General features: G+C 66.0%; 20 protein-coding genes. 15 read left to right on the top strand and 5 right to left on the bottom strand.

Annotated elements, in window-relative coordinates; genetic code table 11:
- Positions 1-11 precede the first annotated feature (11 nt).
- The gene (locus ACZ5BO_RS19600) at positions 12-1373 is read right to left on the bottom strand and encodes an ArnT family glycosyltransferase (RefSeq protein ID WP_464696182.1); all 1362 of its coding nucleotides are present in this window, start codon (positions 1371-1373) and stop codon (positions 12-14) included.
- Between the two features lie 258 nt (positions 1374-1631).
- On the opposite strand from ACZ5BO_RS19600, the gene ACZ5BO_RS19595 reads away from it, so the two are divergent.
- Both ACZ5BO_RS19595 and ACZ5BO_RS19590 read left to right on the top strand, forming a co-directional pair.
- Positions 1632-2072 (top strand): carboxymuconolactone decarboxylase family protein, encoded by a 441-nt coding sequence (locus ACZ5BO_RS19595; RefSeq protein ID WP_025131937.1) that lies wholly within the window; start codon positions 1632-1634, stop codon positions 2070-2072.
- Positions 2073-2108: 36 nt separating this feature from the next.
- Positions 2109-2735 carry an FMN-dependent NADH-azoreductase gene (locus tag ACZ5BO_RS19590; protein WP_464696181.1) on the top strand — a complete coding sequence of 209 codons (627 nt, stop codon included), beginning with the start codon at positions 2109-2111 and terminating at the stop codon, positions 2733-2735.
- 30 nt (positions 2736-2765) lie between these two features.
- On the opposite strand, the gene ACZ5BO_RS19585 is transcribed toward ACZ5BO_RS19590, so the two are convergent.
- Complete coding sequence (locus tag ACZ5BO_RS19585; protein WP_025131935.1) at positions 2766-3080, bottom strand: hypothetical protein; 315 nt, start codon at positions 3078-3080, stop codon at positions 2766-2768.
- 154 nt (positions 3081-3234) lie between these two features.
- On the opposite strand from ACZ5BO_RS19585, the gene ACZ5BO_RS19580 reads away from it, so the two are divergent.
- The 3 genes from ACZ5BO_RS19580 to ACZ5BO_RS19570 are packed head-to-tail and all read left to right on the top strand — an operon-like array spanning position 3235 to position 5512.
- Positions 3235-3981 (top strand): STN domain-containing protein, encoded by a 747-nt coding sequence (locus ACZ5BO_RS19580; RefSeq protein WP_371261377.1) that lies wholly within the window; start codon positions 3235-3237, stop codon positions 3979-3981.
- Complete coding sequence (locus ACZ5BO_RS19575; protein ID WP_464696180.1) at positions 3978-4523, top strand: RNA polymerase sigma factor; 546 nt, start codon at positions 3978-3980, stop codon at positions 4521-4523. Before ACZ5BO_RS19580 ends, ACZ5BO_RS19575 begins: the two co-directional genes overlap by 4 nt.
- A gap of 38 nt (positions 4524-4561) precedes the next feature.
- Complete coding sequence (locus ACZ5BO_RS19570) at positions 4562-5512, top strand: FecR family protein (protein ID WP_464696179.1); 951 nt, start codon at positions 4562-4564, stop codon at positions 5510-5512.
- A 230-nt stretch (positions 5513-5742) separates the two neighbouring features.
- On the opposite strand, the gene ACZ5BO_RS19565 is transcribed toward ACZ5BO_RS19570, so the two are convergent.
- Entirely contained in the window at positions 5743-6360 is a 618-nt protein-coding gene (locus tag ACZ5BO_RS19565) for a type II secretion system protein GspJ (protein ID WP_025131931.1), read from the bottom strand.
- Entirely contained in the window at positions 6357-6818 is a 462-nt protein-coding gene (gspH, locus tag ACZ5BO_RS19560) for a type II secretion system minor pseudopilin GspH (protein ID WP_464696177.1), read from the bottom strand. The genes ACZ5BO_RS19565 and gspH overlap by 4 nt, the downstream gene beginning before the upstream one ends.
- Before the next feature lie 118 nt (positions 6819-6936).
- On the opposite strand from gspH, the gene ACZ5BO_RS19555 reads away from it, so the two are divergent.
- A complete protein-coding gene (locus tag ACZ5BO_RS19555; RefSeq protein WP_464696176.1) occupies positions 6937-7377 on the top strand; it encodes a type II secretion system protein N in 441 nt (146 codons plus the stop codon).
- Positions 7378-7380: 3 nt separating this feature from the next.
- Here ACZ5BO_RS19555 and gspI read toward each other — a convergent pair whose 3' ends face one another.
- Entirely contained in the window at positions 7381-7767 is a 387-nt protein-coding gene (gspI, locus tag ACZ5BO_RS19550; RefSeq protein ID WP_025131928.1) for a type II secretion system minor pseudopilin GspI, read from the bottom strand.
- A gap of 148 nt (positions 7768-7915) precedes the next feature.
- On the opposite strand from gspI, the gene gspG reads away from it, so the two are divergent.
- The 9 genes from gspG to ACZ5BO_RS19505 all read left to right on the top strand — a co-directional run bounded on the left by gspG (position 7916) and on the right by ACZ5BO_RS19505 (position 19328).
- Positions 7916-8365, top strand: a complete 450-nt coding sequence (gene gspG, locus ACZ5BO_RS19545; protein ID WP_025131927.1) for a type II secretion system major pseudopilin GspG — start codon at positions 7916-7918, stop codon at positions 8363-8365.
- Positions 8366-8373: 8 nt separating this feature from the next.
- Positions 8374-9357 (top strand): type II secretion system minor pseudopilin GspK, encoded by a 984-nt coding sequence (gene gspK, locus ACZ5BO_RS19540; RefSeq protein ID WP_464696175.1) that lies wholly within the window; start codon positions 8374-8376, stop codon positions 9355-9357.
- Positions 9354-10544: a type II secretion system protein GspL gene (gene gspL, locus ACZ5BO_RS19535; RefSeq protein ID WP_464696174.1), complete on the top strand. Its 1191-nt coding sequence runs from the start codon at positions 9354-9356 to the stop codon at positions 10542-10544. Before gspK ends, gspL begins: the two co-directional genes overlap by 4 nt.
- On the top strand, positions 10537-11100 hold the full coding sequence (gspM, locus tag ACZ5BO_RS19530) for a type II secretion system protein GspM (RefSeq protein WP_025131924.1): 564 nt from the start codon (positions 10537-10539) through the stop codon (positions 11098-11100). The genes gspL and gspM overlap by 8 nt, the downstream gene beginning before the upstream one ends.
- On the top strand, positions 11097-13490 hold the full coding sequence (gspD, locus tag ACZ5BO_RS19525) for a type II secretion system secretin GspD (RefSeq protein WP_464696173.1): 2394 nt from the start codon (positions 11097-11099) through the stop codon (positions 13488-13490). Before gspM ends, gspD begins: the two co-directional genes overlap by 4 nt.
- A 160-nt stretch (positions 13491-13650) precedes the next feature.
- Positions 13651-15069 (top strand): type II secretion system ATPase GspE, encoded by a 1419-nt coding sequence (gene gspE / locus ACZ5BO_RS19520; protein WP_464696172.1) that lies wholly within the window; start codon positions 13651-13653, stop codon positions 15067-15069.
- Positions 15069-16280 carry a type II secretion system inner membrane protein GspF gene (gspF, locus tag ACZ5BO_RS19515; RefSeq protein ID WP_025131921.1) on the top strand — a complete coding sequence of 404 codons (1212 nt, stop codon included), beginning with the start codon at positions 15069-15071 and terminating at the stop codon, positions 16278-16280. The genes gspE and gspF overlap by 1 nt, the downstream gene beginning before the upstream one ends.
- Positions 16281-16823: 543 nt before the next feature.
- Entirely contained in the window at positions 16824-18002 is a 1179-nt protein-coding gene (locus tag ACZ5BO_RS19510; protein ID WP_464696171.1) for a substrate-binding domain-containing protein, read from the top strand.
- Positions 18003-18149: 147 nt separating this feature from the next.
- Positions 18150-19328 (top strand): substrate-binding domain-containing protein, encoded by a 1179-nt coding sequence (locus tag ACZ5BO_RS19505; RefSeq protein WP_464696169.1) that lies wholly within the window; start codon positions 18150-18152, stop codon positions 19326-19328.
- Positions 19329-19333 lie beyond the last annotated feature (5 nt).

Below are 19333 nucleotides of genomic sequence, written 5' to 3'. Positions count from 1 at the left end.
TGCCCACGGTTTCAGAACCAATAGGGCAGGAACTTGGGAGTGGGTTCTTTGGCCAGTTCCAGGTGATAGGTGATGGCGTTGAAGAAAAAGCCATCCAGGCAGAGGAAGGTCAGGGCGCCGAAGCCAAGGATGATCAGCTCGCGATGGGGATGCTCGCCGCCCTGCCGGACAATCACATGGCGCATTGCCGCCAGCACCATGAAGCTGGCGAAGAGGCCTAGGTAGTTCGGTTGCACAGGCGTTGTGGCGAAGTGGTTGTAGAGGCAGGCCACCAGGACCAGGCCCGGTATGGCCAGGGGCAGCCTCAGGCAGAAGCGCAGCATCCAGTTCCTGGCCGCGAGAAATACGCCGCTCTTGTCGATGAAGATATAAGCCGCCAGCAGCGAGATGGCCGGAGTGATGGACAGGATGTAGCGGGCCTTCTTCGAGTTGGGGATGGTGAAGAACACAATCAGGGCCAGGAACCAGGCACTGAGGTACAGCAGCAGGCTGGTCTCGGGCGTTCGCTTCGCCTGGAAAAAGTGCCTGTACTTGCGGGCGATCACGATCACGGCGAAGAACACCGTGACACCGTAGGTCAACAGCCCGGCGCTGAAGTAGAAGTAATAGCGGGGCGCGTGGTCGCTGGCGATGCGCTCCAGCCCTTGCATCATCAGCACTTCCTGCATGAAGGCCGCGCCGCCCTGCACATGGGCGGCCCACACCAGCAAGGCCACGGCGACGATGAAGATCAGCCCCGAGACCAGCGAGAACACCAGCAGCCTGCGCCATTGCCGGCTCAGCAGGAAATAGGCCGCGACCACGATCGCCGGGCCGATCAGGCCGATAGGCCCGCGAAACGCGAACCCCAGGGCCAGGGCCAGGTACACCAGGCCCTGGCGCGAGGGTTTCTGCTTCAGGTCGGTGGCGTAGCACAGGTAGAAGCTCAGCAGGGCGAACAGCGCCGGATAGACATCCAGGGCCAGGGAATTGACGCTGTCCAGGAAGGCCCAGGTGAACAGTGAGAACAGCACCGCGCACAGCCCCCAGCGCTTCTCATGCAGGGCCCCGAGCTTGTAGATGAACACCAGGATCAGCGCCGCGGCAATGCAATAGGGCAGGCCCATCGACAGGATCGACACTCGCCCCGTGGGCAGGGAGGCCAGGTACATCAGCCAGGTATTGGCAATGGTGTAGTCGGGGTAGGGCTGCAAGTCGTCGGAGATCGGGAACAGGGTCATGCCGTGGTACAGCATGTACTGGGCAAAATCGACAAAGCGAGTGGTGTAGTTGAGGATCGCAGCCTTGTACTGCAAGCCCATGAAAACCGCCAGCGCGACCAGGAAGATACTGAGGCAGGGTTTGTGCAATACCTGTCGTTTCAAAACGTCCATGCTTTCAACTGTTCAAAAAAAAAACGGATCATATAACGGCCGTTTCAGATCGCACCATACAGCCTCAATGACTGTTCAGGCGTGCGACAGGTACGGCCTCCGGCGGCGTTTCGCGGCGATGCCGGGCGGGTCAGGTGGATGTTGCAGGGGGGCGCCGCGAGGGCAGTGGTCTCCCGGGAAAACCCGGGATTGGCTATAGGGCATTTTCGGCCGCACCTTTAGCCTGTGTGCTCCCGTTGACCGCCAGAGGTTTGAACCATGCCACCGCGCCTGGATTACTACAGCGCCTCGCCGGAGGCCCTCAAGGGCTTGCTGATGCTGGAGGCCGTGAGCCTTGGGCTGTCCATCGACAAACCCCTGCTGGAGCTGGTGAAGATTCGCGTCTCCCAGCTCAATCAGTGCGCCTTCTGCAGTGACATGCACGCAGTCGAGGCACGGCGCCAGGGGGAAAGCGAGCGGCGCCTGTATGCCTTGAGCGTGTGGCGCGACTCGGGGTTCTTCACGCCTCGGGAGCGCGCCGCCCTGGCCTGGTGCGAGTCGGTGACCCTGCTGCCGGCCGCGGGCGTCCCGGATGAGCTCTATGCCCGGGCCCGGGAACAGTTCAGCGAGCGCGAACTGGTGGACCTGACCCTGGCCATCGCCACCATCAACTGCTGGAACCGCCTGGCCGTGAGCTTCGGCCAGCAACCCAGCGAATGACTCCGTTTTATCAACTCCGCAATACAGGTATCCCGCATGAAGCTGTTGCACGTCGACTCCAGCGCCAAGGGCGAGCGTTCCAATTCCCGCGCCCTGGGGCGCTTTTTCATTGAGCAGTTGCAGGACCAGGGCCTGAACCTGGAGATCGATTACCTGGACCTGGCCCAGGAGGCGCCGGAGGCGGTGACCGAGGCGTTCGCCATCGCCACCTACACCGCCCCCGAGGCGCGCACCGCGGCCATGCGCCAGACCCTGGCGGCGTCCGATGCCTTGTGCCGGCGAGTGATGGAGGCCGACGCCTGCCTGTTCGCCATGCCCATGTACAACTGGTCGATGCCGTCGACCTTCAAGGCGTTCATCGACAGCATTACCCGCACCGAGCTGACTTATCTCAACACCCCTGAAGGCATCGTCGGCCAGTTGACTCGGCAGAAGGTGCTGTTTCTCACCAGCCGCGGCGCCGACCTGCGTCCGGGCAACCCCATGGCCTGGATGGATGCCTTGACCCCGGCGCTGCGGGCGGCCTTCGCCTTTATCGGCGTGCAACATCCGCAGTTCGTCGATGCCCAGCCCCTGCAGTTCGCCAACCCCGAGGCCCGTACCGAGGCCCTGGAGCGGGCGCGTATCGAGTTGCAGCAGGTAGCCCGGCAGTGGGCTGCCTGATTCACCAGGCGCTGCGCAAGTGGCGCTCCCTCAGGGCCGTTGCGGCTTGACCGAGGTGCCGAAGGTATTGCCCATGCGCACACTGGTGGCCGCCGGCGTGGCCAGCCCGACCTGATTGGGCGGACGCTTGTTCACCGGGTCCTGCAGGGCCTGCTGATTGGCCTGGGCCGCCTTGGCCGCCTCCGGGTTGTTGCCCATCTGTTTGCTCAGGCAGTTGTAGTCGGGGGCCTTGTAGCCTCCGACGCTGACCTCCACGCACCCCTCACTGGCTTCTTCGGCCTGCAGCGTCCAGGGCAGGGCACTGAGCAGCAGGCACGCTGCGGTGTATCGGCTTAATCGTTTCATCCTGGCCTCCTGGCAGGCCCGGGAAAGCGGGCCTCGATGCCGGCCGAGTGTAGTGCAAACCGGGCGCTGAAAAAGTGATGGTTTTTTTGCCGTGGCCGTAACACCAGATTCATAAACTGGCCTCAGGATGACGCTTTTCAGGGATTGGACCACCGTGCAGCGAAGCAGAGCGCAGGTCGGGCGATGGACTTCATTGCGCGGGGGCTTGGCGACCTGTGTGGTGGGCTTCGCGTTGCTCGCGCTGGTGCGGCAGGAGTGGGCGCAGGCCGCTGTCGAGGGGCCGCCGCGGGTGGATTCCCAGGCCTTGCAGGCACTGGATATCCCGGCGCAGGACCTGGCGCAGGCTCTGGAGCGGTTCAGCCGTGCCACCGGGATGGCGGTGCTGGTGGACCGGGAGCTGACCCGGGGCCGGCGTTCGGTGGGGATCAAGGGCCGCTACAGCGCTCGCGAGGGCTTGAGTGGTTTGCTCGCGGGCAGTGGCCTGATGGCCCGTTATGCGCGCAGCGATGCCTTCACCTTGCAGGTGCCGCCGGCCACGCCGGTGCCGCCGCTGCAGGGGGCTGGAGCGCGCCGGGCGGCCAGGCTCAACAGCAGTTATGCCAGTGCCTTGCAGCAGGCGGTGGAGCGTAGCCTGTGTCGTTCGTCCTTGACTCGGCCCGGGCGTTTTCGCGCCTTGCTGCAGCTGTGGATCGGCGCCGATGGTGCGGTGCAGCACAGTCGCCTGGTGAGCTCCACCGGTGACCTGCAGCGTGACGAGGCCCTGGTGCTGGGTCTGGCGGCCACCCGGGTCGAGCGCCCGGCGCCGAGCTCGCTGCGCCAGCCTCTGACCTTACTCTTGATACCGGACACAACAGGGAAACGCATGGACTGCAAGGAATGGGAAGGAGCTTCCGGGGTATGAAAAATACCGGACAGAGTACGATGGTCAGGCTGTTCCTGACGTCCTACGAGGACTTTCGGGTGCGCTTGCGCAGGCGCCTGGGCTCCGAGGACCTGGCCAACGACGTCCTGCACGAAACCTACCTGCGGGTCGACCGCATGGAAGAGCCGCCGAACCTGTTGCAACCCAATGCCTACCTGTACCGCATGGCGCTGAACATCGCCGCCGACCGCCGCCAGTCCGACGCGCGCCTGCTCACCGGCGAGGAAGTCGAAACATTGCTGCAGATCGCCGATGACGCCCAGGACCCGGCGCGGGTGGTGGGTGGCCAGAAGGAAATCCAGACCCTGCTCAAGGCCCTCTACGAGCTGCCGGCGCGGCGTCGCAAGATTTTTATTGCCGCGCGCCTGGAAGAGGCGCCGCACCTGGAAATCTCCCTGCGTTTCGGCATTTCCACACGGATGGTGGAGAAGGAACTCAAGGCGGCCCTGGGCCATTGCGCCCTGCGTCTTGAAAGAAAAGTCATTCAGCGGTTCGGTCCCGGGGCCGGAAAACCGTCCTAGACAAAGAGTCCCTGATCAATCCGTGAGTACCTGCGCGCTTGAACATCTTTAGCATTTCCACTCCCCAGGCCTCGGCGGACCAGCAACTGCTGAGCGAAGCCCGGGACTGGCTGGTCCTCCTGACCTCGGGCCAGGCCACCGCCGCCGATGCCCGGGCGCTGCGCCAGTGGTGCGCGCAAAGCCCCCGGCATGCGGCGGCGTTCGAGCAGACCAAGGCCCTGTGGCATTGCCTGCAGCCGGCCGCCGAGCAGTTGCAGCGCCAGTCGCGGCCACGGCATCTGGGCCGCCGGGCCTTTATCGGTGGCGCGCTGGCGGCCTCGGCCGCGCTGTTCATGGTCCGGCTCACGGTGCCGGGCGGCTTTGCCGGGCTGACCGCGGATTTCGCCACCGAAGTCGGCGAGCAACGCCGGGTCGACCTGGCCGAGGGTGTGAGCCTGGAGCTCAATACCCAGACCCGCATCAGCCGGCGCGAAGTCGGCGCGGGCCAGCAGGGCATCGAACTGCTGGAGGGCGAGGTCGAGGTTTTCAGCCAGAGCCCGCAACCGTTCAAGGTCCAGGCCGGTGATGGCTGGCTGAGTGCCCGTCAGGCGCGTTTCAACCTGCGCAATACCGAGCGCCAGGTGTGTGTGACCTGCATCGAGGGCAGCCTGCAGGTGGAGGTGGCGGGACGCAGCATCCGCCTGGACAGCGGCCGCCAGCTGACCTACGACGCCAGGTCCGTGGGCGAGCCGGTGGTGGTGGACACTCACAGCGTGATCGCCTGGCGCGAACAAGTGCTGGTGTTCGACAACGCCAGCCTCAACACCGTGATCAGCGAGATCAATCGCTATCGCCCGGGGATGTTGCTGCTGCTCAATGCCGAGTTGGGCAAGCGCAAGGTCCAGGCCCGTTTCAACCTCAACCAGCTGGCCGGCGTGGCCCTGCTGATTCGCGATGCCTACGGCGCCAGGTGCACCGAATTGCCGGGTGGCGTGGTGCTGCTCAGCTGAGTCTCACCATGGCTTAGTGTCGCCGGGGCTTCCCCCGACCGCGGTTCCCCTGCACGGCGCCGCTCCAGCGCGATCAGGTCTGCCCCTGTTGTGCTTTCGCCAACGCCAAGGGGGCCGGGCCCCTCGGCATGCTGCCGGCTGCGGACCATGGTTCGAGCGGGCGCAGATCGATGCCATCGGCATCAAGTTCCGGGTTGATTGTCTAGGGCTGCCGGTCCTTGCCCATGGCCTCAGTCCAGGGGCCCCAGCACCTGGCGGTAACGTTCTTCACCCTGGGGCGTCTGGCGCACCAGGCGGATCTCCAGTCCAGAAGGGTTGTCCTGGCGATTGCCACTGAGCTGGCGCCAGCCCTTGTCCGGGTTCCAGGTGCGCACCTGCAGGTCGCTGACCCGGTTCAAGACGGCCACGCCGCCCTTGGGCGCCGGCAACGGATAGCGGTCCCGGGCCTCGGCGACGGCGCGGTACAGGGTGTCGCCCTTGAGCCACCAGCGCACCCGCTGCAGGCCTTCTCCCGGGTTCGCGGCGCTGCGGATCACTTCCAGGCGAAAGCCCTTGCTGTCGGAACTGCGTACGCTCAGCGGCGCCGGGCTGTCGGGCTCGCTGCCCTCGCTCTCGCTGTCGACCAGGTTCGGCTCGCGCAGCTGGGTGCTGGCACGCAGGGCCACGTCGCGCTCCAGCTGGTTGAGGGTGCGCAGCAGTTCTTCGGTCTGCTCGGTGCTTGCCTGCAAGTGGCCGTCAGCCCGGGTGACGCTGTCCAGGCCGCGCCAGGCAATCAGGCTGACCACCGCCATGAGCATGATCGCCACCATCACTTCGATCAGGGTGAAGCCGCTTTGCCGAGGCTTCATGGCTGTTTCACCACTCGCACCTGGCCTGCGGCCGTGCGCTCGACGCTGAGGCGGTGCTGGCCGTCGGACAACTGCACCCGCAGGGGCGGGCTGATCCATTCGGCATTCAAGACCAGGCGCTGCTTGGGTTCGATGCTCACCTGCACCGATGGGGTTTCCCAGGTGCGCGGGCGCAGTTGGCTGTCGTTGCGAAACTCATCGACGCCGGGACCGCCATCCTCTGGACGACTGAAGGCAAAGCCCTTGGCATTGGCGCGCCAGGTGATCGGCCGGCCGTCGGCCCGGGCTTCGGCCTGGGCCACCTGCAGCAGCTGCGCCAGGCGCTCGGCGTCCTTGCGCAGGGACTGCAGCGGGTCGGGCCTTATGCTCAGGCCCACTGCTGCGCTGGCGATGCCGATGATCACCAGTACCACCATCAATTCGATCAGGGTGAAGCCTGCTTGCCGCTCGGTGCCCATCACATTGCTCTCCTTGGTGACCGTTGCATCCTGACTGGCGCAGATGATCGTCCAGTGAAATAAAACCGTGAGAATTGCCCTGTAGGCTGCGGGGACGGACAAACAGGAGGTCCCGCCGATGCTACGTGTCATGCAACTTGCCCCGCGTCTAACCGCTCCCCAGCTGCTGCAGTACGCGGCGCTGCTGGCGGCCCTGGCCGGTGTCGCCACCTGGTCGTCCCTGCTGCTGACCCCGGCCGAGTCGCAAACCCCGGCAGTGGCGCCCCAGGTCCTGGCCGCGCGCTCCGACAACCCGGCCCTGCAGTGGTTTGCCAACCAGCCGACAGCGCTTGCTGTCGAGGTTTCCGGGGTCATGGCCGGCGTTCGTGGCGCGGTGGCGATCCTGCGCTTGAACGATGGACCGCCGCGCAGTTTTCTTGCTGGCGAGCAACTGTCCCAGGGCGTGCGCCTGGCGGCCATCGAGGCCGACGGCGTGCTGATCGAGCGCGGCGGTGAACAGTCCCGGGTCAAGGTCAGCAAGCTGCCGGACTCGCCGGCCATGCCGCGCCTGAGCCGCTAAGGCTCATTGCCGCGCCACCGGCGCGCGGCTGACCAGGGTCTCAAGCCGGGCCAGGGGCGGCGCTTCGCGGCTGCGGTCGCGCACCTGCACACTGACCCGCAACAAGCCCGGGGCGCTGTCTGCGGCAATCGCCTGCTCACAACGCAGCTTGAGCCGCCCCTGGTCGCAGTCGAAACTCTTCAATCCGCTGTTCCAGCGGCCCTCCAGGCGCAGTTCGGCCAAGCGGCTCTGGGCCGCCAGCAGGGCCAGGGACTTGTCCCGCAGCAGGCCGTTGCTCTGGGTCATCAGGCCGGCCACGCGCACCGCCGCCGACATCGCTACGGCAATGATGGCCAAGGCCACCAGCACCTCGATCAGGGTAAATCCAGCTTGTTTGCGCAAGGCGTGCATGGGCCGCTCGAGACCGGGAAACAGCCTCGCAGACTAGCCTGCGGGCTTGACCGAATGGCGACTGAAACTCCCGAGGTTTTTCAATATCACTGACATATGTTCTTGCAACACTGCGCGACGAATCGAACTCAAGCCAAGGAATGTCGAGATGGATATCGCGCCTGTAACATCCCTGTCCCGGGGGCCTCGGCGGCAGCGGGGCTTCACCCTGATCGAGATCATGGTGGTGGTGGTCATCCTCGGGATCCTCGCTGCCATGGTGGTGCCCAAGGTCCTCGACCGCCCGGACCAGGCCCGCGCCACTGCGGCCAAGCAGGACATTGCCGGGCTGATGCAGGCCTTGAAGCTGTACCGCCTCGACCACGGCAGCTACCCGAACCAGAACCAGGGCCTGAAGGTGCTGGTGGAGCGCCCGGCCAATGCCAAGGACAGCAACTGGCGCTCCTATCTGGAGCGCTTGCCCAATGACCCTTGGGGCCGCCCGTATCACTACCTGAACCCGGGTGCCAACGGCGAAGTGGACGTGTTTTCCCTCGGCGCCGACGGCCAGCCCGATGGCGAAGGCGTGAACGCCGACATCGGCTCTTGGCAGCTTTAAGGCCAGCCATGAAAGCCCATTCGCCCAGTGCGGCGAAGCAGCGTGGCATGGCCATCATCAGCGCCTTGCTGATCGCCGCGGTGGTGGCGGTGATCGCCGGCGGCATGCTCACCCGGCAAACTTCCTTTACCCGGGCCGTGGAGGCCGAGCAAGGCCGGATCGTCGGCAGCGGGGTGCTCCAGGGCGGCCTGGAATACAGCCGGCAACTGCTCTGGACGGCGCGCCAGCGGGATGTCCTGACGCGCCTCGACCAGGCTTGGGCACGGCCCATTGGTGACCCGGCCCTGGGTGGTTTCAACAGTGCATTCCAGGGCCGCCTGCAAGACCAGCAAGGCAAGTTCAACCTGCGCAACCTGGTGTTCAATCACCAGGTGGACGCCGCGCAACTGCAGAGCTTCGAACAGCTGTGCCAATTGATCGGCATCGACGCGGCCTTGAGCCGGCGCATCAGCCAGCGGGTGATTGCGTCCTATCCCCAGCAGTTGGGCAACCCGTCGGCCGACAGCAGCACCCGCGGCGGATTCAACAGCGGTCGTTTGACCTCGCCGGGCGCGGCGGCCCAGACCTTGCCGCCCAAGCAGCCGATGCTGCGCAGCCTCGACGATCTGCGCGGGCTCCAGGGCCTGGGCGACGCCCAGCTGGCGCGGCTCGAGCAGTACGTCGGTATCCTGCCGGGCAATACCTGGGTCAACGGCAATACCGCCAGCGCCGAAGTGCTGGCGGCCGTGGTTCCCGGGCTGGAGCTGGCACGGGCCAGGGCCCTGGTGGCCGAGCGGGATGCCGGGCGCTGGTTCATCAACCGTGGTGATTTCATCAACCGCCTGCACAACCCGCAGATCCAGGTGGACCAGCTCAAGGTCGGCATCACCAGCGAATGGTTCCTGTTGCAGGGCCAGGCCCGTCGCGACCAGCGCCGGGTCAGCCTGGAAGCCTTGCTCTACCGCCCCGAGGACCGCATGCCCCAGGTGATCTGGTCGCGGGTGGGGGCATGAGCCGGCTGCGCATTGCCTTGCCGCCGCTGGAATCATTGCTCGAGGCTCCACGGCCTCTGGAATGCCTCCTGGATTTTGCCCGGCTGGATCGTGCCGGGCGGGTCGACGAGGTCGGCCGTTGCCCGTTGGGGCAATGGCGCAGCGGCGGCAAACCGATCGCGGTGGAGTGCTTCTTGCACCCCCTGGACAGCCTGCTGACCCACATCGACATGCCGCAACTGCCGGCCGCGCGGATCAAGGCGGCTGTGGCCTGCGCCGCGCAGACCCTGATCCTCGGCCCCAGCGAGCAGATGCATGTGGCCCACGGCCCCCGGGATGCCCAGGGGCAGGTGGCGCTGAGCTGGCTGCCACGCCAGCGCCTGCAGGCCCTGGGCGGCTTGCTGGAGCAGGCCGGGTTGAAACTCCAGGGGCTGTACCCGGCGCCTTACGCCTTGCCGGTGCCGCCCCCGGGGCAACTGAGCCTGTGCCTGCTGGACCAGCAGTTGCTCATGCGCCAGAGCGTCGAGCAGGGCAGCGTGCAGCCCCTGGTGGAGGAAACCCTGGAGCAGTTGCGGGCCTCTGGCAGCGCGCTGTGCTGGATCGGTGACGAGCCGCCGCTGACGGTGCTTGAGCAACGGCCGGACAAGCAGCGCTGGAGTGGCGTGCCACCGCCCTGGGGCCTGCACAGCGGGGCGGCGCTGGAGCGCGCGGGCCCCCGAGGCTGGGGGCGGGCCCTGGGCTGTTGTGCCCTGGCCGTGGCGGTCTGGGTGCTGGGGCTGAACCTGTATGCGGCCCGTGAAGCCGAGCAGGGCCAGCGGCTCAAGGCGCAGATGAGCGAGCGGGTCAAACAGGTGTTTCCCGAGTTGCCGGTGGTGCTCAACCCCCTGCAACAGGCGCGTCAGCAACTGGCCGCGCGTCAGAGCGGCGCGGCCACGGACCCGACCCAGGGCTTCGTCAACCTGTTGCTGCAGGCCGGCAACGCCATGCCCTTCATGGTAGGCAGCCTGCAGAGCCTGAGCTTCGCCCAGGATCGGCTGCAGCTGGAACCGCTGGCGGACGCCCCCAAGGTGGCCGACAGCGGCTGGCAGGGCGTCTTGAACCAGGCCGGCTACAGCGTCCAGCGCGAATCCTCGGGCTGGGTTCTGAGCCCGGCGGCACCCGGGGCGGACAATGCCACCGAGAACCCCCAGGGAGCTGACGATGAATAAGGCCATGCTGGCGCAGTACCAGGCCCGTTGGGCCGGCCTTCGAAGCCGGGCCCAGGGACACTGGCAGGGCCTGGCCCTGCGGGAGAAGCGCCTGCTGACGGCCATGGCCGTGGGCGTGCTGGGGCTGTTGCTGTGGTTGCTGCTGATCCAGCCGCCGCTGAAGAAGATCGATTACTGGCAAGCCGAAACCCCGAAGCTGCGCTCCCAGGCCGAAGCCCTGGAGGTGCTGCTGCACGAAGTGGCGGGCCCTCGCGCCGGCCAGGGCCAAAGCCTGGAACAATCCTTGCGCCAGACCCTGGATGGAGCCGGGCTCAAGGACCACTACCAGTTGCAACCCGCTGATGAAGCCGGCCCCCAGAGCTGGCAGCTGACCTTTGAGCAGGCCCCGGCGGATGCCGCGGTCGGCTGGCTGCTGGGGGCTCCCCGGCAATTTTCACTGCAGGTGGTGGAGGCCCGACTGCAACGCGCAGGCACGGCCGCCGCCGATGACTCGGCAGGCACACTGTCCGGGACCGTTCGCATGGATCAGGCGCAGGGCGCTAAGGAAGCTTCATGAAGTGGTCAGGTTCCATCTACGTGCGCCAGTGTCGCAAGGCCGCACCTTTTCTGCTGCTGGCGTTGGGGGCCTGCAGCAACACCCAGTCCACCACGCCACCGCCGTTACTGGTGGACAGCGAGCTGGGCCAGCCCCTGGGCAGTACCCACAGCAGCGGTGATGCCCTGGTGGATCGCCAGCGCTTGCAGGCACAGCAGGCCCAACGGCCGAAAGTGCTGCACCCGGTCACCCGCAACCGAGCCCCCGGCACACCGCGCAGCACCAGCGTGCCGCGCAATCCGCTGGGGGATCAGCCGGTGCAGCTGAACTTTGTCGACGCCGACATCCAGGCGGTGGTCCGCGCCTTGTCCCGCTCCACCGGGCAGCAGTTCCTGGTGGACCCACGGGTCAAGGGCAACCTGACCCTGGTCAGCGAAGGCCAGGTGCCGGCCCACCAGGCCTACGACATGCTCCTGGCGGCCCTGCGCATGCAGGGCTTCAGCGTGGTGGATGTCGGCGGCGTGGCCCAGGTGGTGCCCGAGGCCGACGCCAAGCTGCTCGGCGGGCCGATCTACAGCGCCGACAAACCGGCCGGCAACGGCATGCTGACTCGCACCTTCCGCCTGCAATACGAGAACGCGGTGAACCTGATCCCGGTGTTGCGGCCGATTGTCTCGCCGAACAACCCGATCAATGCCTACCCGGGCAACAACACCATCGTGGTCACCGACTACGCCGAGAACCTGCAGCGGGTGGCACAGATCATCGACGGCATCGACAGCCCCAGCGCCATCGACACCGATGTGGTGGCGGTGCAGAACGGGATTGCCGTGGACATCGCGACCATGGTCTCCGAACTGCTGGAAACCCAGGGTGCCGACCCGACCCAGAAGATCAGCGTGATCGGCGACCCGCGTTCCAACTCCATCATCATCCGTGCCGGCAGCCCGGAGCGCACCGAGCTGGCGCGCAACCTGATCTACAAACTGGACAACGCCCAGAGCAACCCGAGCAACCTGCACGTGGTCTACCTGCGCAATGCCCAGGCCGGCAAACTGGCCCAGGCCCTGCGCGGCCTGCTCACCGGGGAAAGCGACAGCGGCGGCAGCGACGGCGCCCGGGCCATGCTCAGCGGCATGGGCGGCACCACGCCCAATGGCCAGGGCAGCAGCCAGAACAGCAGCGCCACCCCCACTGGCAGCGGCAACCTCAACAACAGCAATGGCGGCGCGGCCTATGGCCAGGGCGGCAGTGCCAGCAGCCAGGGTGCCAATGGTCAGCAGAGCGACCAGAACACCGCCTTCAGCGCCGGCGGGGTGACCATCCAGGCCGACGCGACCACCAACACCTTGCTGATTTCCGCACCGGACCCGCTGTACCGCAACCTGCGGGAGGTCATCGACCAGCTCGACCAGCGTCGTGCCCAGGTGGTGATCGAAAGCCTGATCGTCGAAGTGAGCGAAGACGATGCCAGTGAGTTCGGCGTGCAGTGGCAGGCCGGCAACCTGGGTGGCAAGGGCGGTTTCGGCGGGGTCAACCTGGGAGGCAGCGGCCTGGTGGCCAGCCCTGCCAGCAAGACCAGCATCGACGTGCTGGGCAAGGGCCTGAACATCGGCGTGGTGGACGGCACCGTGGACATCCCCGGCATCGGCAAGGTGCTGGACCTCAAGGTCCTGGCCCGCGCGCTCAAGAGCAAGGGCGGGACCAACGTACTGTCCACGCCGAACTTGCTGACCCTGGACAACGAAGCCGCGAGCATCTTCGTCGGCCAGACCATTCCCTTTGTCACCGGCAGCTATGTCACCGGAGGCGGTGGCACCAGCAACAACCCGTTCCAGACCGTGCAGCGCGAGGAAGTGGGGCTCAAGCTCAATGTCCGGCCGCAGATTTCCGAGGGCGGCACGGTCAAGCTGGACATCTACCAGGAAGTCAGCAGCGTCGATTCCCGGGCTTCGGTGGACGCCGGCACCGTGACCAACAAGCGTGCGATCGACACCAGCATCCTGCTCGATGACGGGCAGATCATGGTCCTGGGCGGGTTGCTCCAGGACGGTTACACCCAGAGCAACGATGCGGTGCCGTGGCTGTCGGAGATTCCCGGTCTGGGGGCGTTGTTTCGCAGTGAGAAGCGCAGCGTTACCAAGACCAACCTGATGGTGTTCCTGCGGCCCTACATCATTCGCGACAGCGGGGCGGGGCGCAGCATTACCCTGAATCGCTACGACTTCATGCGTCGGGCCCAGGGGCAGTTGCAGCCAGAGCGCAGTTGGGCGATGCCGGACATGCAGGCGCCGCAGTTGCCGTCGGCGGCGAAGGCGATCCCGGGGCCGCGGCCGCAGCCGGTGTCGTTGCAGGGGGTGCCGCAGGAAGGGGCCCCGCGCGCGACGATTCGCGCGGTGCCGGTGCAATGAAGCGGGGTGCTTTTTTGCGGGGGCAGATCCGTTGCTGCGGTCATGCCCCCCTAAGCGGGCATGACCGCAGCACGGGATATGCACGCCACCGCTGCCAGCCCATCCCCTCAAGCGGCCATGCCCAGCGCCCCGGCCACATCCCAATCCAGGAGTCCCGCCAATGACCCAGCTCCCCTACGCCTGGGCCAAATCCCAACGCATCCTGCTGCGCCACAGCGAAGAGGGCGCCGTGCTGCTGGTCTGCCCCACGACCCCTGGCTGGTCCATCAGTGAAGCCCGTCGCCAGTTCGGCCCCGCGCGCCTGGAGCGCATCCGCGACGACGAACTCGACGGCCTGCTGGCCACGGCCTACGCCGACACCGGCAGCGCCGCCGCGGTGGTCGGCGCCGCCGAGAACGAGGTGGACCTGGACCGCCTGATGCAGGACATGCCGGAAATCACCGACCTGCTGGACACCCAGGACGGCGCCCCGGTGATCCGCATGATCAACGCCTTGCTCACCCAGGCCGCGCGGGACGAGGCCAGCGACATCCATATCGAGCCCTACGAGACGCATTCCGTGGTGCGCTACCGGGTCGACGGCACCCTGCGTGACGTGGTCTCGCCGCGCAAGGCGCTGCACGGTGCCCTGGTGTCGCGGATCAAGATCATGGCCCAGTTGGACATCGCCGAAAAACGCCTGCCCCAGGACGGCCGCATCGCCCTGCGGGTGGCCGGACGACCGATCGACATACGGGTGTCGACCGTGCCCACCGGCCACGGCGAACGGGTGGTAATGCGTTTGCTGGACAAGCAGGCCGGGCGCCTGCAGCTGGAAACCCTGGGCATGGACCCGGACCTGCTGGCGCGGCTCGACGGTCTGATCCGCCAGCCCCACGGCATTGTCCTGGTCACCGGGCCCACCGGCAGCGGCAAGACCACCAGCCTCTATGCCGCCCTGGCCCGGCTGGACGCCAGCACCAGCAATATCCTCACCGTCGAGGACCCGGTGGAGTACGACCTGCCGGGCATCAGCCAGATCCAGGTCAACGCCAAGATCGACATGACCTTCGCCCTGGCCCTGCGGGCCATCCTGCGCCAGGACCCGGACATCATCATGATCGGCGAGATCCGCGACCTGGAAACCGCACAGATCGCGGTCCAGGCCTCGCTCACCGGGCACCTGGTGCTGGCGACCCTGCACACCAACGACGCGGTGTCGGCAGTCAACCGTTTGATCGACATGGGCGTCGAGCCGTTCCTGCTGGCTTCGTCGATGCTCGGGGTGCTGGCCCAGCGCCTGGTGCGGCGCCTGTGCAACCAGTGCAAGGAGCAAGACCCGGCCAGCCCCGGCACGTGGCGCCCGGTGGGCTGTCCGGCCTGCAACCACATCGGCTACAGCGGGCGAACCGGGATCCACGAACTGTTCTGCATCGATGACGAGGTGCGCAGCCTGATCCACCAGGGCGCCGATGAACAGGCGCTGCGGGCCGCCGCGCGCCGGGCCGGGATGTTCAGCATGCGCGAGGACGGTGAGCGCTGGGTGCGCAGCGGCGCCACCGCAGCGGAAGAAATCCTACGCGTGACACGGGACGCCTGATGAATCGCTATCGCTACGAAGCCGCCGACAGCGCCGGCAAGATCGAGGCCGGGCACCTGGAGGCCGACAGCCAGGGGGCGGCGTTCGCCACCCTGCGCAGTCGCGGCCTGACCGCGCTGCAGGTGCAGCTTGACAGCAACTCGGGCAGCACCGGGGCAGGGGGGCTGTTCAGTGCTCGGCTGTCGGACAACGACCTGGCCTGGGCCACCCGCCAGCTGGCCAGCCTGCTGGGGGCCAGCCTGCCCCTGGAAGCGGCACTCAGTGCCACGGTGGAGCAGGCCGAACGCAAGCACATTGCCCAGACCCTGAGCGCGGTACGCAGCGACGTGCGTAGCGGCATGCGCCTGGCCGAGGCCCTGGCGGCCCGGCCCCGGGACTTTCCGGAAATCTACCGGGCATTGATCGCCGCGGGCGAGGAGTCCGGTGACCTGGCCCAGGTCATGGAGCGCCTGGCGGACTACATCGAAGAGCGCAACGGCCTGCGGGGCAAGATTCTCACCGCGTTCATCTACCCCGGGGTGGTGGGGCTGGTGTCCATCGGCATCGTGATCTTTCTCCTCAGCTACGTGGTGCCCCAGGTGGTCAGCGCCTTTTCCCAGGCGCGCCAGGACCTGCCGGGGCTGACCCTGGCGATGCTCAACGCCAGTGATTTCATCCGTGCCTGGGGCGGGCTGTGCTTTGCCGGGATGGTGGCCGGGTTCTGGAGCTGGCGGCTGTACCTGCGCAATCCCCTGGCGCGCTTGAACTGGCACAGCCGGATCCTGCGCCTGCCGCTGATCGGGCGTTTTGTCCTGGGGCTCAACACCGCACGCTTCGCCTCGACCCTGGCGATTCTCGGCGGCGCCGGGGTGCCGTTGCTGCGGGCCCTGGAGGCGGCGCGCCAGACCCTGTCCAACGACCGCCTGAGCCAGAGCGTCAGCGAGGCCACGGCCAAGGTCCGCGAAGGGGCCAACCTGGCGGCGGCGCTGCGGGTGGAAAAGGTCTTCCCTCCGGTGCTGATCCACCTGATTGCCAGCGGCGAGAAGACCGGCAACTTGCCGCCGATGCTGGAGCGGGCGGCGCAGACCCTGTCCCGGGACATCGAACGACGGGCCATGGGCATGACCGCCTTGCTCGAACCCTTGATGATCGTGGTCATGGGGGGCGTGGTGCTGGTGATCGTCATGGCGGTGCTGCTGCCGATCATCGAGATCAACCAGCTGGTGACCTGACCCGCCCAACCCAACCCAACCCGACCTGACCTCCGTCCGGCCCGGTCCGTAGGAGCTGGCTTGCCAGCGAAGGCGTCGGCACCGGCGATGCAGGGCTGGCGGGCCCCTTCGCCGGCAAGCCGGCTCCTACGAGAGTGAAGCTGGGGTCCGAAGCACAGGGCAGGGCAGCCATAAAATTTCGCGCCGCGTGCCTCACTCCCGACCGGGCAACGGGCCAACCTCGGGTTCCTCGTTCTGTCATGTTGCAACGCTGCCTGCAGCACCCTCGGCGCTTGCAGGGCAATGCCGCTTCCAGCCCCGGCAACCGGGCGCTCATTTTCCCGGGAAAGGCGCGAAAACCGGCGACAAACACCCGAGAATCTTTTGCAGAAACAGCCGGTTTCTCCCGAGGTTTTTTCCTTTATCTGTCACCGGAAGCTGCGAACTTCTCTTCCCATGGCCTCACCCCACAAGCCGTCTGGTTCAAGGCTTCTGGCCCGAGCGCCATGGCGTCATGCAAGAGCTATTCACCCAACGTACGAACACGACGAAAGGAGATTCTTCATGTTTAAGCGCAACGTTCTCGCGGCATCCCTGACCCTGGCTGCCCTGTGCTCGGCACAGGCTGCAATGGCTGACATCAACGGCGGCGGCGCCACCCTGCCACAACCGCTGTACCAGACCGCGGGCGTTCTGACCGCCGGCTTCGCTCCCTACATCGGCGTAGGCAGCGGCAACGGCAAGGCTGCCTTCCTGAACAACGACTACACCAAGTTCGTGGCCGGCACCACTGGCAAGAACGTGCACTGGGCTGGTAGCGATTCCAAGCTCAGCGCAGCAGAGCTCAAAGGTTACCAAGACAACCACCAAGCGGCCTGGGGCAAGCTGATCCAGGTGCCATCGGTGGCCACTTCGGTTGCCATTCCGTTCAACAAGGCTGGTACTGCAGCCGTTGACCTGAGCGTCAACGACCTGTGCGGCGTGTTCTCGGGTCGCGTGTCGACCTGGAACCAGATCGCCGGTTCGGGCCGCACCGGTGCCATCACCGTGGTTTACCGTAACGAAAGCAGCGGTACTACCGAGCTGTTCACCCGCTTCCTGAACGCCAAGTGCGCTGAAACCGGCACCTTCGCCGTCACCACCAACTTCGCTTCCAGCTACTCGGGCGGTCTGCCTGCCGGTGCTGTGGCCGCTGTTACCAGCCAAGGCGTCATGGACGCGCTGAACGCTGGCGACGGTCGCATCACCTACATGAGCCCGGACTACGCCGCACCTACCCTGGCCGGTCTGGACGACGCCACCAAAGTGGCCAAGGTTGCCGGTGTATCCCCAGCACCTGGCAACGTTTCCTCGGCTATCGCCGCGGTTGCCGTGCCTGATGCTGCTGCCCGTGCCGACCAGAACCTGTGGGTTCCAGTCTTCACTTCCCAGGCCAACATCGACGCCAACCCGACCGACAAGAGCCTGCGCCTGTACCCAACCAGCGGCTACCCGATCCTCGGTTTCACCAACCTGATCTTCAGCCAGTGCTACGCCGACGCTACCCAGACCTCGCAAGTACGGGCTTTCTTCAGCCGTCACTACGGTGCCCTGGTGAACAACGACGCCGCCATCAACAACAACCGCTTCGTGCCTCTGCCAGCTGCCTGGAAAACCGCAGTACGTGACTCGTTCGTCACCGCTTCCAACGGCCTGAGCATCGGTAACTCCAGCGTTTGCAACACCATCGGTCGTCCGCTGTAACTTTCGCGCCCGATACCTGCACCACCCGGATCAGCAACGGTTTCGACCGTTGCTGATTTTTTGTTCAGGGCCCGCCCTCCAGGCACATCAATGCTGCATGCGCCAACCGGACGACGTTGCTACGGCCCGATCGACAGGAGTCTTGTCATGCTGAAATTTCAATGGTGGATGGCTTCAATCCTCTGTGGTGCCTTGGGCGCACAGCAGGTACAGGCCGATGTCTACGGGGGTGGTTCGACCTTGCCGCAACCGCTGTACCAGACCCAAGGTGTGTTGACGGCCGGGTTTGCAGCCTACGCCGGCATGGACAGAGGCCGAGACAAGGCGGCGTTCCTCATCAATGACTACGGGCTGCTGGTGCCTGGCTCCAACCCCAGGAGCGTGCATTGGGTGGCAAGCGAGTCAAAGCTCACCTATGCCGAACTCAATGCCTATGCGTTTGCCCACCAGGCGGCCTGGGGCCGGCTGATCCAGGTGCCCGCGGCGGCGACCAGCATCGCCATTGCGTTCAACAAGGCCGGCAGCGCCGAGGTGGACCTGAGTGTCAATACATTGTGCGGGGTGTTCTCCGGCCGCATCACCGACTGGAGCCAGATTTTCGCTTCCGGGCGTTCCGGTTTTCTCAACGTGGTGTACCCCAACCGCAGTGGGGCAACGGAGTTGTTCACCCGCTTCTTGAATGCCAAGTGCAGTGAGGCCGGCACCTTCGCCATTACCACCGACTTCGCCTCGAGCTACTCGGGCGGCTTGCCTGCCGGTGCCGTGGCAGCCAACACCAGTGAAGAGATCATGCAGCTGCTGAATGCCCAGGAAGGGCGCATCAGTTTCGTCAGTCCGGCCTATGCAGCTTCTACGCTGGAGGGCCTGAGCGATGCGACCAAGGTCGCCAGGGTAGCGGGCATGGCACCGACGCCGGCCAACATTGTCGATGCGGTGGCGAGCATTCGGGCACCGACTCAGTACCCTAATGGTTACCCCGCGGACCTGGCCAATCCGGGCAATTGGGTGCCGGTATTTGCGGCCAGTGCGAATTACCAGGACCCAAGCGTGGTGGCGTATCCCTACAGCGGTTATCCGATCCTGGGTTTTACCAACCTGATTGTCAGCCAGTGCTACGCGGATGCTGTGCAGACCTCGCAAATCCGAGCCTTCATCACTCGTCACTTTCGTAATTTGGCGAACAACGACATCGCCATCAGGAACAACCGCTTGGTTCCTTTGCCAGCGGTCTGGAAGAACGCGGTGCGCGATACCTTCCTGAACGCTGACAGTGCACTGAGCATCGGCAACCCCAACGTCTGCAATGGCATTGGCCGGCCTCTGTAGCGTCC

Source organism: Pseudomonas sp. FFPRI_1 (genome assembly GCF_055384485.1).
This window is presented reverse-complemented; position numbering and strand designations above follow the sequence as displayed.